We start from the raw sequence: 13896 nt of genomic DNA on the forward strand, positions 1-13896 counted from the left end.
GATAAAAACAATCCAAACAGATCGTCTAATCTTATAAAAACGACATTTTTAACGGATTAAAAAGAAATTTCTTTTAACACGTGTTCTAAGTCTACCCCAGAGCCTCCAGTTTCAAGGATAATCCCATTTCGGTCAATGATATAAACTTTTGGTAACCCCTGTACCCGATAGGTGATGGCAGTTTTGCTATGCAATGCTTGCTGATCCCCTACATTGATCCAGTTGCTTATTGATCGGAATGGCTGCAGCCTGTGATCTCGAATTCAGCACCTCTATATTCGAAAAATACAGACTATCGCCTAATATCTTCATACGCGACGGCTCAATCCAAATGACTGTCCTCAGATTGGGTTTTGCCGTTAATATATACAACGAAGGCTCTTCCAAAGCTCCTTTTATGGTACATTTTCCATCTCTAAGAATGGCGACATAGGAACGGTTACCTTCATGAAAGCTGCTCAATTCGAGCTTTGCGCCATTGGAAAATCCCAAAAGATCAAATTTTATTTCGAAAGGCTTACCTTTTTCTTGATGAGCCAAGCAAGCGAAAGGTAATTAGTTTCCCGATCAAAAAATAATATCCTTCATATCCGATCCACTTAAACGCGTATTTCTAACAGAACCGGCTCCCTTAAAACGATATTGAAGACCCACTATTTCAGTTGGTGCATTTTTAATCGTAGCTGTATATATAACTTTATCATTAATCCAAAATCTAATCTGCTGATTTTTACAGACTATTTTAAGCTTAGTCCATTCGGAAAGATCACAGCCAAATCCACTGAGGTCATCTTGTTTGCTATCTGTATAAAAACCACCAGCAGTAAGGGCTATGTCACCGATACAGGCTGTGTTTACTAAGGGTACAATAAATATATCGTTTTTAGACTGTAAGAGTACTTCTACGCGTTGGCAAATATTGCCAACGCCGCCTGTTTCTGTTTTAATGGCTGTTTCAAAACTAAAATTATTGGTCATAACGCCTGTCATATTCTTTTGATTGTAAAATCTAACCGGCGGAGCTTCAGGGAGGAGATCGATTTTGTAACTTTTCAGCAGTTCCTGAGTAACGGCAATTTCATGTGGTAATGTAATTTCAGTTTTTTTGAAATATAAGGGCTCTTTTCCCCACGCTGCTTCTACCAATCCCAACCAGCCATCTGTTTTAATCTGTATATCATGTTCTCGAACAATTTTATCCCCAATAATCAACTTGGCCCTGAAGTAACCTGGATAATAATAAATAGCGGAGTGGTGTTTGCCATTTCTATCCACCTGCGTCTTGCGGCTGGTGTCCCAGCTTTGTGCAATGAATACCGAATCGGCTTCACTTGCTGCCGAAGCATCATAATCAAATACAACTGAATTGGGCAAACCCTGTGTCAACATTGTCTTCGACGAAAACCGGAAAGCACTACCATTAAAATGCTTCTTTTTCTGGATAAACCTATTACCTAAAAGGCCGACCAAGACCAGGACAAGAACAGATGAAATGGCTATAATAAAAACGGAACCATACTTCTTTTGTACACTCACCTGTGGTTCAAAAGCAGATTTAATAAATACCTGCTTCTCCGGTATCTCTTGCTGTACATGAGCATTGCGGAAAGCCCGCCAGTCTTCGTAACCAAGATACTGTGCCAATGTATTTAATGTCGTCAGGGCAGGTTTACTTCGATAATCAATCCTACCAAAAATGCGCTTCAATGTAGAAACGCTAAGTATAACGCCCGTTTTCTCCTGAATCTTTTCCGAAAGTTTTTCAAAATCGGTGGTACTCCAATTGGCAGTTTCACCCCATTCAAGTTTATTTTCAATGGAATTCTTAAGATGCTGAAACAATTCAGGATGACTCGATTTAAACATAATTTACTACATATCAGTATTTTAAAAATAAACAATCAGCTTGAACAAACTTGAATAAACTTGACGCAAGGTTGAGCGTGTTGAAATAATGCCTATGCTCTAAATTTATCAAAAACTTTATTAACATGAAAAAAACATTCTTGATACTCGTCTTAATAGTGGTGGCTTTATTCCAAAGTTATGCTCAAGAAAAGAAAATTAAGACATCAGCAGGCACAAACATTCCATTAAGCGCAGAAAAATGGATCTTTCAGAGCGGAAAGGTCGATTTTCTAAATTTTAGGGGTCGTAAAGCAATGAAAATCGCCCCAGCATCTGGTCCGGTAGTGATTAAAGACTTCATTTTCAGAGATGGAACCATCGAGTATGATGTGCTACCTGCGAAAACAGAATTTGCCAGCGCCATTTATTTTCATCGAAAAAATGAAAAAGAACAGGAGATTGTCTATCTGCGAGTACCTAAAATGACCGACCCATTTGCTAATGAAGGTATTCAGTACTGCCCCATCTTAGACGGTGTCAACATGTGGGACATGTATCCCCAATATCAGTCTTCTGCAGCGGCCAAAGCAGATGAATGGAATCATATTAAACTCGTCATTTCAGGCATGCAAATGCAGGTTTTCGTCAACAATAACCTCAGATTGATTGTACCAAAACTTGAGGGGCGCGAACATACCGGAAGCATTGCATTTGACGGAGATTCCTACATCAGCAATATTGAGATCAAACCCAACCAAATGGAAGGATTACCGCAGATTGAAGGTGCAGATCTGACCCGTCATGAAACAAATTATATCCGAAACTGGTCTATAACCCAGCCCACAGTTTTGGAGGAAGGAAGAGAGCCAACTACGTTTCGTGACTTACCTAAAGACGAAGCCTTTACAGAAAAAATAGCAGCTGAGCGATATGGATTGATAAACCTGACGAGACGTTTTGGTTCTGCAGAAAAACGCAGGATAGTTTGGCTAAAAGCTGTTATTACTACGAAAGAACCTACATCCGTCAATCTCCAGCTCGGATTTTCAGATGAAATATGGCTTTATCTCAATGATCAGATCACCTACACAGACAAAAATATCTTTAGACAAAATATGAAAAAATACCCTGACGGAAGAATATCTATACAGAATGGGAATATTCGATTAAAGCTTAAAAAAGGTGAAAACCAATTACTCGTTGGGGTATCTAATGATTTTTATGGCTGGGGATTAATGGCACGTTTAGAAAATATGGAAAATATTACTGCTATAGAACCATATCAGGAAAGAAAACATTCCATCGAACATCTCGATAGCTATTTGGGTACCTATGCGGATGAGACAGCTCCCACATTTAAGCTAACCTTTGTAGAAAAGGATGGTATGTTAATTGTAGAGGCCCCTAATCAAGAAAATGTAGCACTTGATTATCTCGGAAATAACCTATTTAAAATGGGGTTCGGTATAGAATTGCAATTTACGCCCGACTTACAGCAGGTGGTGAGAAAAGAGAACGGATTTGAGATGAAATTCATTAAGGAAAAATAGCTTAACAGATTGCACACTACAGTATAGATCCGATCTAAAACAGCTAAGTCCGATCGAAATCGAGCTTAGCTGTTTTATAAGCTGAATAGATTTTCTTAGCGTGTATATTTTGCTTTCAGTATCTTGATCTCTTTCGGTCCAATGGCCATCTCCTCCTGAAGAAACTTCTCCACTGTGTCATACTTAGCTTTAATTCCGTCAAAAAATGCTTTTAACAATTCGGGTTTCAGTTTCATCTGATCTTCAATCTGTTCTTTAGTCATTCCAGTTGCGGCGACCATTGCATCGGTATAAGCGTTCATCTGCTTGTTGTGGCTAAGGTATACGTTAGACGCTAAATAATCTGCTTCGATAGTCGGATATGGGACGCCAAGTACATATAGAATCAAAGCTGTCTGCATACCAGTACGATCTCTTCCACCTGTACAATGATACAGGACAGCCTCTCCATCGGTAGCTCCCAACAGTTTGATAAATGCAGGTCGGTATCTATCCCCATAATAATTAACGCCTTCAGCATAGAATTTCACCAAAAAGTCTTTTTGTTTTAATGCCGTCACCATATCTTGTGGATTAGGCAAATTGTCACTACCGGCTGGACTGAGTGTATAATCTGTATAGGCGACAAGCTTGTCAGGTGCAGCCTTAGCCTCAGCTATACCACGAAGGTCAACAACAGTGTGAATTCTTTTTTTATCCATCAGTGCGACATCGCTATCGGTAAGTTTATCAATACCATCGCTACGGAATATTTTACCCCAAACGACGTGTTTTCCATCATTGGTTTCGTAACCGCCAATATCTCTAAAGTTAACAGCTCCTTGAACTGGAAGCACACGTTTTGTACTATCGGACAGCTGCCCAAAGGCAAGTGCCGGAATGGTCCCCAAAAGAGCCATCATCAAATTTGAAATTTTCATATGATTGTTTTAAACTAATTATTTAATTATATCCCATCTAATCCCGGCCTGCCCCCTACTGCCATACACCTCGCGGCTACTAATGCGACGGCTATCTCCCATGTACATACTCACGGCCGAATTTGTCAGATTGTTTAACTCCAAAAATGCTTTTACACGTGCAGACAACGACACCGTAGCGGTGGCATCCAAAGTAAAATTATTGTCCGTCCACTTATAAAATTGTGGCCCTAATTTCTGATCGATTGTCTCAATTGACTTCCCTCTATAATTTCCTGCCAGACGTACCATTACGCCCTTACCTTCATAAAATAGAATGGCATTGAACAGATGCTTGGATTGATTAGGTAACGCTGTTTTATCGAATGAAGCTTCGACACCGCCGACACGCGGCACTTTCGTTTCAGAATTCACATAAGAGTAATTAAATTCGATACCGAAATTCTTCCAAAAGCCTTGAAGGAAATCAAATCTTCGGTTTACGCCAAACTCCAAGCCGAACAATGTTGCTTTGTTCAAATTTTTCGCTTGGGATATGCGGTAGTCTGTCCCATCGATGTTTTGCATGCTGATATCTGTAAATATCACATCTGAAATATCTTTGTAAAACAATCCCCCAGTCAGGATCCCAACATTCTGAAAGTAGTATTCTCCCATGAGATCAAAATTGTTGCTGAAGGTGGGCTTAAGCTCGGAATTACCTTGGCTGATTGTCGCTGGTGTAGAAGAAACATCAATGGATGTTCCGGGGGTCATATCTCCAAAATTAGGGCGTACAAAAGTCCGGGTGAAAGCTCCCCTCAAATTTGCATCTTTATTCAACTTGTACTTGAGATGAAACATGGGCAGCAAAGCATTGTAATTATTTTCAATTTCAGATGCAACAAGTTGGTTTCCGGATGCCGTAGGCTCCACACGTTGTCCATGAAGTCTAGTCTTTGTATATTCATTGCGCAAACCCGCAACCAACTTTAGTTTTTCGGAGAGATCATAATCAGCCATAACATACCCCGAGGATACGATCTCCTGTCCAGTATAAATCGATGTCGCACTCATCGGATCCGTTTTATCAATAAAGCCATTTACCTTCATAAACTCCGAACTAAAGAGATCCAATAGTTGATCTTTGGTCAAGGGATTTAGCTGAAAGGAGTTATAGTTGCCATTCAGACTACCGAAGAAAGATGTTCCTTTTGGAAAACTTTGTGTCTCAAACGAGGATAAACTTCGTAAGGGAGCAGCATTTTCAACACCGAGCGCAGCACCCGGCAGAAACACCAAATTGGAGCCAAAAAAATTGTCCCGGTCTTTATGCCTGTACTTACCGCCAACTTTAAACTTTAATGCCGGCGATGCTTCAAGATGAAAATTAATCTGGGCTACACGGTCTCGTTCACTATTGTCCAACTGAGTGATGACCAACTGCGTCAATTTAAGCTTATTGGGATCCAGGACTTCGTTGGCATCTTTAATTCCATGATCAAAATCCAATGGAGAGCCACCGACAGCATTAGGTGAATCGAATCCCCAATAGCGCAGTCCATCATTGGACAAATTATTAAATCCACTCGTGATCTGCTGATGGAAAGTCGCTATTGGCAATCCTTTACGATCGCTTGCTGGTGGTGTGTTAAGGTAATATTTTGATTTATGATCGCTGACACTCCAGTCCACTTTAGCAATCCCCGAAAGTTGATGTTCCCCACCTATTTCACCTCCATAGATTGCCGTCTGATAGTGTGAGTAACGGTTGTTATATTGATAGCGTTTCTTATTATAATCTACATAGGCTTCGTACACGGGACGGATATCGTCAAATTTATTGAACATAGCGCGAAAGAATACCGTATGTCCGGGTGAAATTTTGTAATCCGACCCCAGATTTATTCCCTTAGTCTGGCGTTCACCAATATAACGCTTGAGCATGACCGATCCAATAGAATTCCTTTGCTGTTCATTGGCCAAACCTGTATTGTAGGAAACATCAAAAGCATCTGATCCCCATTGTCTCGCCCATGTTGCTGCCGACAGAATCAATCCCAACCTATTATTCAGAAAGCGATCTCCATAAACAAGTGAGCCGTTGTATGTTCCATTTTTACTAAATGTGTTATAGCCTCCAGCCCCCGAGACACTAAGTGTACGTTTGTTAGGGGATGTTCTAGTGACAAAATTGATCGAACCACCAATTGCATCTGCTTCCATATCTGGCGTTAATGCCTTAGCAACTTGTACATATTGGATGATCTCAGATGGAATTGCATCCAGGGGCATTGACCGATTGCCCATGACATTTGGACTAGGAAGACGACTTCCGTTGAATAAAACTGAGGTCCAAGCAAATGGAGTACCCCTTACCGTTGCAATATCAGCTTCGCCGTGATTCTTGGCAACTGCAACACCTTGCATGCGTTGTACCGCTTCGGCTGCATTTCGATCCGGCAGTTTGCCAATTGCGTCAGCCGCCAGTACATCCATTATTGCTACAGCCTGTTTCTTGATGCTGAAGGCTTTAGCCTGTGAAGGAGCCATCGTACCGGATACGATGACTTCCGTCAAAGCACTACCATCACCCACGGCCAGCTCAATTGGCGAAATCTCATTGATACCTCGCTTTAAGCGAATATCGAAGGTACGTGTCTGATAGCCAATATAAGATACCTGTAACGATACCATCCCAGTATCAGGGGCTGTTAATGTAAAATTACCCTGTAAATCTGAGGATGTATTACCTTTGAAAGAGATCGCGACAATAGAAGCTCCGGGCAATTTCCCCGAACCGCTTTGCACAGAAGATTTGATCACTTGACCATAGGTCGGTATAAACCAGGGAAAAGTGAACAACAGTGCGCTTACCCCCTTTTTTAAACTGAGTAAATTTTTGTTCCTAAATTTGGTAGACATTGGTGACATATTTTTTTTCCGCAAAGATTATATGCAGACCGATGATTTTCGACTTCCAAAATTTTAGGGACGTCCGTCTTCTTTTTTTGCTCCAGAAGCACCAATATACCCTGCAAATCAGCAACTTACACTAATTACAATATTGTTATCAAATTATTAATATTAAAATAACACAAGGATCTTAGCTTTGAATACAATTGAACCGTTACTGCCATGCTGAACTATATCATTGTATTGGGGCTGTTTCAAGCAATATTGACAGCTCTATTTCTCTATAGCAACAAGTTGCGAAAAAGTACCGACACCTTTTTATTCGTATTGGTTCTATGCATCGTTGTCCATCTGTCCATCAAGTTTATCATCTACCATTTTGTTGATGAACCAAATGTTCGCAAAGCTATGAATACGTTTATAGGTTTCTTCTACACTCCCATAGTATATCTTTTGGCGCGCAATGAGGCTAAGAGAAAACAAAATATGATTTCCAACTGGTACCTCTTTGTTCCTATTTTTATTGTGACCATTGGTTTTTTCTCCACAGCCACGGTACTATACGCTGCCCCCGCACAGGGTATAGGTGTACTGCAGCTTTATAACTTAGCAACTACCCTTACTTTTATGCCATTTGCAATTATATTATCTGCCAAAACGCTGTACTTTTCATACCGAAATCTGTCGCCTTCAGCTACGCGGACATTGATCACACGTATATCTTCTATCCTTCTTACTTTGAATTGCATCGGTTTAGTTTATTATAGTATCGGTAATCACGACCTCTATCATCAAGATCTTTTCATCAGAAGTATCGCCTATGCATCCCTTGCAATCATATGCATCTTGATAGGACGGTATAAATTTAAGAGCATGGCACATGAAAATATCATTCCCAAAGTCCAAGCCGATCTGAATCCGGATAATGCGTGTCATGAAGAGAGTGAAACAAAACATACTGTTGTTCATAAAATGAACCAAAAAGAGCGTAAAGAAATTCTCACAAAAGAGCGTATGGCAGAAATCTGGAACAAACTGGAAACAGGAATGAAATCCGATCGGTATTATAAAGATAGTGAACTGACATTAGAGAAACTTTCCCAATTAATCAAGGAAAACAAATATTATATCAGCGAAACACTGAACAACTATGCCAATAAATCTTTTTATACCTACATCAATGAATATAGGATATTGGATATAAAAGGTAAAATAGAGCGATATGCGACAAATGAACTGGATATCAATATGCTTACCATAGCCTATAGCGCCGGATTTAACTCAAAATCTTCCTTCAATAAATATTTTAAGGAAATGACTGGACTCACTCCGACGCACTATTTCAAAATGCTATCTCCGGATAAAGCAATCTAGCTCATCGGCCATTCAGATGAGCTAAATAAAGATATCGGATCAATGCTATTAGCAGCAGGAACTCTTAACCACAGAATTAATAATTATAGGGAGTTAATAGGGACTTTATTCGGACCTAATAGGGACCTCATTCGGATGAAAACGTATAAGCTCCGATTTATATACGTCTCATGTAATTGTAAAATAAGTATCAATTAAGATGCTGTTATCCATTTATTGTTTAAGTCTTATGATAGTATTGGCTCAACTTTATTCTGAGAAATCGAAATTGTGATGGGCTGAATTTTGTTCTACCTACATTTTATTTGGAACAAGTCTAAATAGAGTGTATATTTGGATGCTTTGAAAACCTCGATACGTAAAATAGAGATTAACAAAAAACAATTCGAAGAGTTCTTTCAATTGTATTGGAAGAGAATGTTTTCATTCGCGCTTAAAAGTGTGGAAGATGAAGATGATGCAAAAGAAATTGTCCAAGATGTTTTTAAATCTCTTTGGGAACGAAGATATCACCTTCATTTACAAGATGCTGAACGTTACCTCATACGTTCGGTTAAATTAAAATCGTTGGAGTTTCTAAGGAATAAAGGAAATAAAGAGAGACACCATGAAGTGATCTCAAATAATACTACCGAATCCTACGAAGATAATTATATCTATTACAAAGAACTAAAAAATCATTTAGATGATGCTGTTGAGTCTTTACCGAGACAATGTAAAAATGTTTATAAACTAAGCCGTGATGAAGGATTAACCAACAGGGAAATCGCAACAAACCTATTAATTACAGAAAGAGCCGTTGAATACCATATCAGCAAGGCATTATCAGTTATTAAAATAAAACTTAAAAAGTATTGTAATATCAATATTGCTAGATTCCTATTAATTACTTTTTTGTACTTTTGAATGTACACGTATTATCAGAAGATGGAAATCAACCAAGATATACTTAAAAAATATGCTTCAGGTCAATGTTCTGGGGGCGACAAGCATTTGGTAGAAAAATGGCTGAACAATGATTCTTGGGATAGTATTGCGGAAAATAAGGATATAAACGAGGAAATCGGATCTGACTTATGGAATAATCTTGCTACGGCCATTTCTCCAAATAGAAAATTATATTGGGCTAAATTGACAGCTGCTGCTGCAGTAATTTTTGTCCTCGGTTTTTCAGTATTCCATTTCTCTCACCCTGCTTTGAATAATGTTACGTTTACCAACACATCGGTTGAAAATAGCAAACTCTTTACTGAAGATCATTATGATGTCCAATTAAGTAAAAACAGCACAGCCAATATCGATCTGGTCAATAAAAAACTTACTTTTTCAGGCGATTTTATCATTAAACCCAAAAGGGATTTCGAGCTTTTGGATAGTAACCACAATACCTTGATATTTAAGGCTGGAAGAGAATATTTTGTCTCTGACTCTCCAGATTTTGGTAAAATAGTTGCCTTTCAGAAAAGTGATTTAGCTTTTTTACCATCCAATATGCAGATTAAAATCAGGGAACAATTTCAAAGCATTTAATAGACAAACATGAAGCGATTATTGTTGTTGTCTTTCCTTGCAATTTCTATTTTTTCCTGTAGCCGACGTCCTGAAAAAAATATAAATCCGAATTTTGTTTTTTGCCTGTTCAATAAAGAAGAGACCCCAACAAGCTTACTGTTTTCCGAGCATTTGGACGACACGAATAGTCCGACTTTAGAAATCCCGCTGTCTACTTCGCGTATACAAGAAAGAGAATATATTTATAAAAACGGTTTTTTTTATAGATTATCAAGTCAGACCAGCCTGTTTAAAAAATACCAATTGCAAGGTTCTTCTCTAGTTCTTATCGATAGCATTCAATTAAAAAACAGTGATTTTGAAACCATAACATGGAAAGACGATAAAAATCTTGTTGCGCTCTGTCGGGAAAATCTTACTGAGAATACATCTCAAGCTAGACTCTACCAGATCAACGTTGCGGCTATGAAAATCATCAAGGAGGATACGATTGTCCTGCCTTTTGCTACAAAAGAATATAAAGCGCTGCATCTTGGTCTTGTGGATATTGAAAATAACAATCTCTGGATCGCCTATTCTTTTTTTAAATCATCCGGTAAATATGGGCATACTACATCTGACACAACCTATTACGCAACTATAAAATACGATAGCTTTAAACTTTTAAATGTTCAGAAAGAAACCCGTTCAACTTATCCCGGCGGCTTCAATATTATCCAATCGTATAGCTTTAAAGACGAACAGGGAGATTATTATTTTATGACTAACCCAGGTATCGCACTGGGCAACAACCTTAAATTACCAACGGCTATTTTTAGAAAAAAGAAAGGTCAACAGCTCGTCGATCAAGACTTTATGATTAATATTTCCAAGTCAATCGGAAATCATGCGTATGGGATCTGGTACGCTGGAAATGGGAAGGCCATTATACGCAATGAGCAGAAAAAACTGTACACTGATTTTTCCAATTATCATTCCGTCTATCAGTTTGAATATAGGATAGTCGATTTAAAATCTGGTTATATCGAAAAAATTCAGTTTCCGCTGGATAAAGGGACGCAGAAAGAAAATGTCTGGACGGATACAAAATATGTATATATTGCTATTGATGACGCACATGATGAGCACCGTGTATGGAAGTACAATCTACAGACAAAAGAGATTTCGAAAGGTCTCAAACTTCCCAATACAGCAAATTTTACTGTTCGTATGAATTATATGAAATAGTAAACTATTACCGCAAAAAAATAACACTCATAATCAACCATTTGTATATTTTTTCAAAAAATATCTAAAATCAACATTCGGTAAAAGATCAGTATAGGCAACTCTCTTGTATATACTTAATCTAAATAAAAATGTTGAAATCAACATCTACTTTTGTACTGTTATTCATTTTTACTGTATTTACACAGGCGCAAACTTCCAAAAAGAATGCTGTTTCAGGCTTTGTCAAAGATAATTTTGGGATACCTATTCCAGGGGCGACAATAAGACTGAAAGATCAGAGCACAGGTACATCTTCAGATGTTGACGGCTATTACAAACTGCAGACAGCCCTACCTGGTAACGCTATCATACAGGTTACCGCAGTTGGGTATAGCTCCGAGGAGCGGGCAATAAATGATAAGTTTATTCAGGATTTCCAGCTCAAAGAAGATCGTAATTATATCGATGAAGTTGTTGTCTCTGCGCGTGGAAAAACAGAAAATGAACACAAAGTTGCTGAGATAAAGCGATCGGGCTTTAATGTCAGTGTCATTGACATGAATAAACATGCCAACGAAGCTGCCAATCTAACCCAGATATTGAAAAGAGCTACCGGAGTGACTATACGTGAAGATGGTGGACTAGGATCCAATTTTGTATTCCGCATCAATGGGCTGAATGCTAAAATTTACATCGACGGAGTGCCCATGGAGAACTTTGGTTCTTCGATGTCATTAAATAATATTCCAGTCAATCTGATTGATCGCGTCGAAGTTTACAAAGGTGTCGTGCCTGCTTTTTTGGGTTCAGATGCGCTCGGAGGTGCTGTCAATATCATTACAAAACGCCGTGCAAGGCCTTATCTGGATCTGAGTTATTCCTATGGTTCATTTAACACCCATCAGGCGGCTATCGTGGGTACATTTACTAACCCCAAAAACAAACTATCCTTCCGGATGAATGCATTTTACAATCATTCAGACAATGATTATAACATGTATACCAATGAAAAGTACAATGTTCTTATTGAGAAAACGGTTGAAAACAAGTATGTCATGCTTCCTAAAGCCAAGCGATTTAACGATGCCTATACTTCGGCAATGGGACAACTGGAGGTTGGTTTTCGCGATGTACACTGGGCTGATCAATTTTATGCCGGTCTGACCTATTCGCAAAATCACAAGGAAAACCAGCTCGGAGCTTCCATTAGCAAAGTGTTTGGCGGAATGTGGTCTGAAAGCGATTATCTGATGCCAACCTTAAGCTATAAAAAGAGTAATTTTCTTGTTGATCGCCTATATGCAGATATTTTCACAAGTTATAGCTACGATACCAGATATGTGCGCGATACAGCTATGTACAATTACGACTGGTCTGGAAACTGGATCTCGAATTACAAAGGCACTGCGCCGAATGCGCAAATGGATACAAAATACAATTTGTCAAACTATCTGGCGCGGGTGAATCTAAACTATGATTTTGACGAAGCCCGTAATCAAAGCTTAAACTTCAACTACAATTTCAACAGCAACGATCAGAAACAATATGATCTAATCGGCAATTATGACCGTTCAGGTTTGCCATCCTATCTAGGCAGACATATTTTGGGTTTATCATGGCAAAACCAATGGTTTGACAAGCGCCTATCGAATGTATTAGCTGTAAAATACTACCGCATGAATGCCTCAAAAGATATTGATGAACGCATCTTTGATGCAAATAACAATTTAATCAGCGGCGGAATAATCAGTCAAAAAAAACAAGGGAATTACTATAGCATGAGCCTAGCCTCACGGTATAGGATAACCAAGGACGGTGGATGGAAACTATCTTATGAAAGAGCATACAATTTACCGTCCATGACAGCGCTTTATGGTGACGGTATCAATACAATCTCCAACTGGGATTTGAAGCCGGAACGCAGCGACAATATCAATACCGGATTTTATTACAATACGTACATCCATCAGGACCATTTTCTAAATGTCGACGTAACAGGTTTCTATCGTTTGGCAGATAACTATATAAACAGCCGTGCGGTCATGCAGAATGGAAATGCCTTTTTTCAAAGCTATAATGAGGAAGGTGTGAAGCTCTACGGTTTTGAGGCCGAAGTCAAATACGGCTTTAAAGATCTGTTGTCGGTTACCCTAAATGGCTCTTACGATAAAGCTACTTACAACAAAAAATACACAGACGATTCACGTCAGCAAATCAGTATAAATTATGGCAAGCAACTCATTAACCGGCCTTGGGTTTATGGAAATGCAGACATTAGCCTGATCCAGAATAACTGGTTTCAGAAAGGAAGCAGAATACAACTTTCATACTTATATCAATATACACATTGGTTTTACCTCACCGAATCAGATCAAGGATCGCTTGAATCCAAAGATCTCATTCCATCTCAAAATGTCCACTCCGCGGTACTTAGTTACGCCTGGGACCGCAACAAATACAATGTATCCTTTGAGGCGAGAAATCTAACAGATGAAAGAGCATACGACAATTTTCGCCTACAGCGGCCTGGACGTGCATTCTACGTCAAGCTGAGATTATCCATTATGTAAAAAACAAATAAATATATA

The 13896-nt window shown here is 38.8% G+C and carries 10 protein-coding genes; 6 read left to right on the plus strand and 4 right to left on the minus strand.

The genetic code is table 11. The features are described 5' to 3' along the window. Positions 1–186: 186 nt before the first annotated feature. Positions 187–540: a DUF4369 domain-containing protein gene (locus tag AB1Z56_RS14130; protein ID WP_426789421.1), complete on the minus strand. Its 354-nt coding sequence runs from the start codon at positions 538–540 to the stop codon at positions 187–189. Between the two features lie 27 nt (positions 541–567). Continuing rightward, positions 568–1866, minus strand: a complete 1299-nt coding sequence (locus AB1Z56_RS14135; protein WP_426789422.1) for a hypothetical protein — start codon at positions 1864–1866, stop codon at positions 568–570. Positions 1867–1991: 125 nt separating this feature from the next. On the opposite strand from AB1Z56_RS14135, the gene AB1Z56_RS14140 reads away from it, so the two are divergent. After that, positions 1992–3398: a hypothetical protein gene (locus tag AB1Z56_RS14140; protein ID WP_426789423.1), complete on the plus strand. Its 1407-nt coding sequence runs from the start codon at positions 1992–1994 to the stop codon at positions 3396–3398. Positions 3399–3493: 95 nt separating this feature from the next. On the opposite strand, the gene AB1Z56_RS14145 is transcribed toward AB1Z56_RS14140, so the two are convergent. Both AB1Z56_RS14145 and AB1Z56_RS14150 read right to left on the minus strand, forming a co-directional pair. After that, a complete protein-coding gene (locus AB1Z56_RS14145) occupies positions 3494–4318 on the minus strand; it encodes a tyrosine-protein phosphatase (protein ID WP_426789424.1) in 825 nt (274 codons plus the stop codon). A gap of 18 nt (positions 4319–4336) precedes the next feature. Beyond that, positions 4337–7222, minus strand: a complete 2886-nt coding sequence (locus tag AB1Z56_RS14150; protein WP_426789425.1) for a TonB-dependent receptor — start codon at positions 7220–7222, stop codon at positions 4337–4339. 213 nt (positions 7223–7435) lie between these two features. Here AB1Z56_RS14150 and AB1Z56_RS14155 point away from each other — a divergent pair, with 213 nt between their 5' ends. From AB1Z56_RS14155 to AB1Z56_RS14175, 5 genes are all read left to right on the plus strand, one after another. Continuing rightward, on the plus strand, positions 7436–8587 hold the full coding sequence (locus tag AB1Z56_RS14155; RefSeq protein WP_426789426.1) for a helix-turn-helix domain-containing protein: 1152 nt from the start codon (positions 7436–7438) through the stop codon (positions 8585–8587). A gap of 342 nt (positions 8588–8929) precedes the next feature. After that, the gene (locus tag AB1Z56_RS14160) at positions 8930–9493 is read left to right on the plus strand and encodes an RNA polymerase sigma-70 factor (protein WP_426792393.1); all 564 of its coding nucleotides are present in this window, start codon (positions 8930–8932) and stop codon (positions 9491–9493) included. Between the two features lie 21 nt (positions 9494–9514). Further along, on the plus strand, positions 9515–10117 hold the full coding sequence (locus AB1Z56_RS14165) for a hypothetical protein (RefSeq protein ID WP_309362628.1): 603 nt from the start codon (positions 9515–9517) through the stop codon (positions 10115–10117). A gap of 9 nt (positions 10118–10126) precedes the next feature. Beyond that, positions 10127–11326: a hypothetical protein gene (locus AB1Z56_RS14170; protein ID WP_426789427.1), complete on the plus strand. Its 1200-nt coding sequence runs from the start codon at positions 10127–10129 to the stop codon at positions 11324–11326. A gap of 131 nt (positions 11327–11457) precedes the next feature. Further along, entirely contained in the window at positions 11458–13878 is a 2421-nt protein-coding gene (locus AB1Z56_RS14175) for a TonB-dependent receptor (protein WP_426789428.1), read from the plus strand. Positions 13879–13896: the final 18 nt, after the last annotated feature.

The organism is Sphingobacterium sp. WOUb80, from assembly GCF_050058145.1.
GTDB lineage: Bacteria > Bacteroidota > Bacteroidia > Sphingobacteriales > Sphingobacteriaceae > Sphingobacterium.

Excerpts from the sequence above, each read along its gene's own strand:
- AB1Z56_RS14135 (WP_426789422.1), bottom strand. The coding sequence starts at position 1,866 with ATGTTTAAATCGAGTCATCCTGAATTGTTTCAGCATCTTAAGAATTCC.
- AB1Z56_RS14140 (WP_426789423.1), top strand. The coding sequence starts at position 1,992 with ATGAAAAAAACATTCTTGATACTCGTCTTAATAGTGGTGGCTTTATTC.
- AB1Z56_RS14145 (WP_426789424.1), bottom strand. The coding sequence starts at position 4,318 with ATGAAAATTTCAAATTTGATGATGGCTCTTTTGGGGACCATTCCGGCA.
- AB1Z56_RS14150 (WP_426789425.1), bottom strand. The coding sequence starts at position 7,222 with ATGTCTACCAAATTTAGGAACAAAAATTTACTCAGTTTAAAAAAGGGG.
- AB1Z56_RS14155 (WP_426789426.1), top strand. The coding sequence starts at position 7,436 with ATGCTGAACTATATCATTGTATTGGGGCTGTTTCAAGCAATATTGACA.
- AB1Z56_RS14165 (WP_309362628.1), top strand. The coding sequence starts at position 9,515 with ATGGAAATCAACCAAGATATACTTAAAAAATATGCTTCAGGTCAATGT.
- AB1Z56_RS14170 (WP_426789427.1), top strand. The coding sequence starts at position 10,127 with ATGAAGCGATTATTGTTGTTGTCTTTCCTTGCAATTTCTATTTTTTCC.
- AB1Z56_RS14175 (WP_426789428.1), top strand. The coding sequence starts at position 11,458 with ATGTTGAAATCAACATCTACTTTTGTACTGTTATTCATTTTTACTGTA.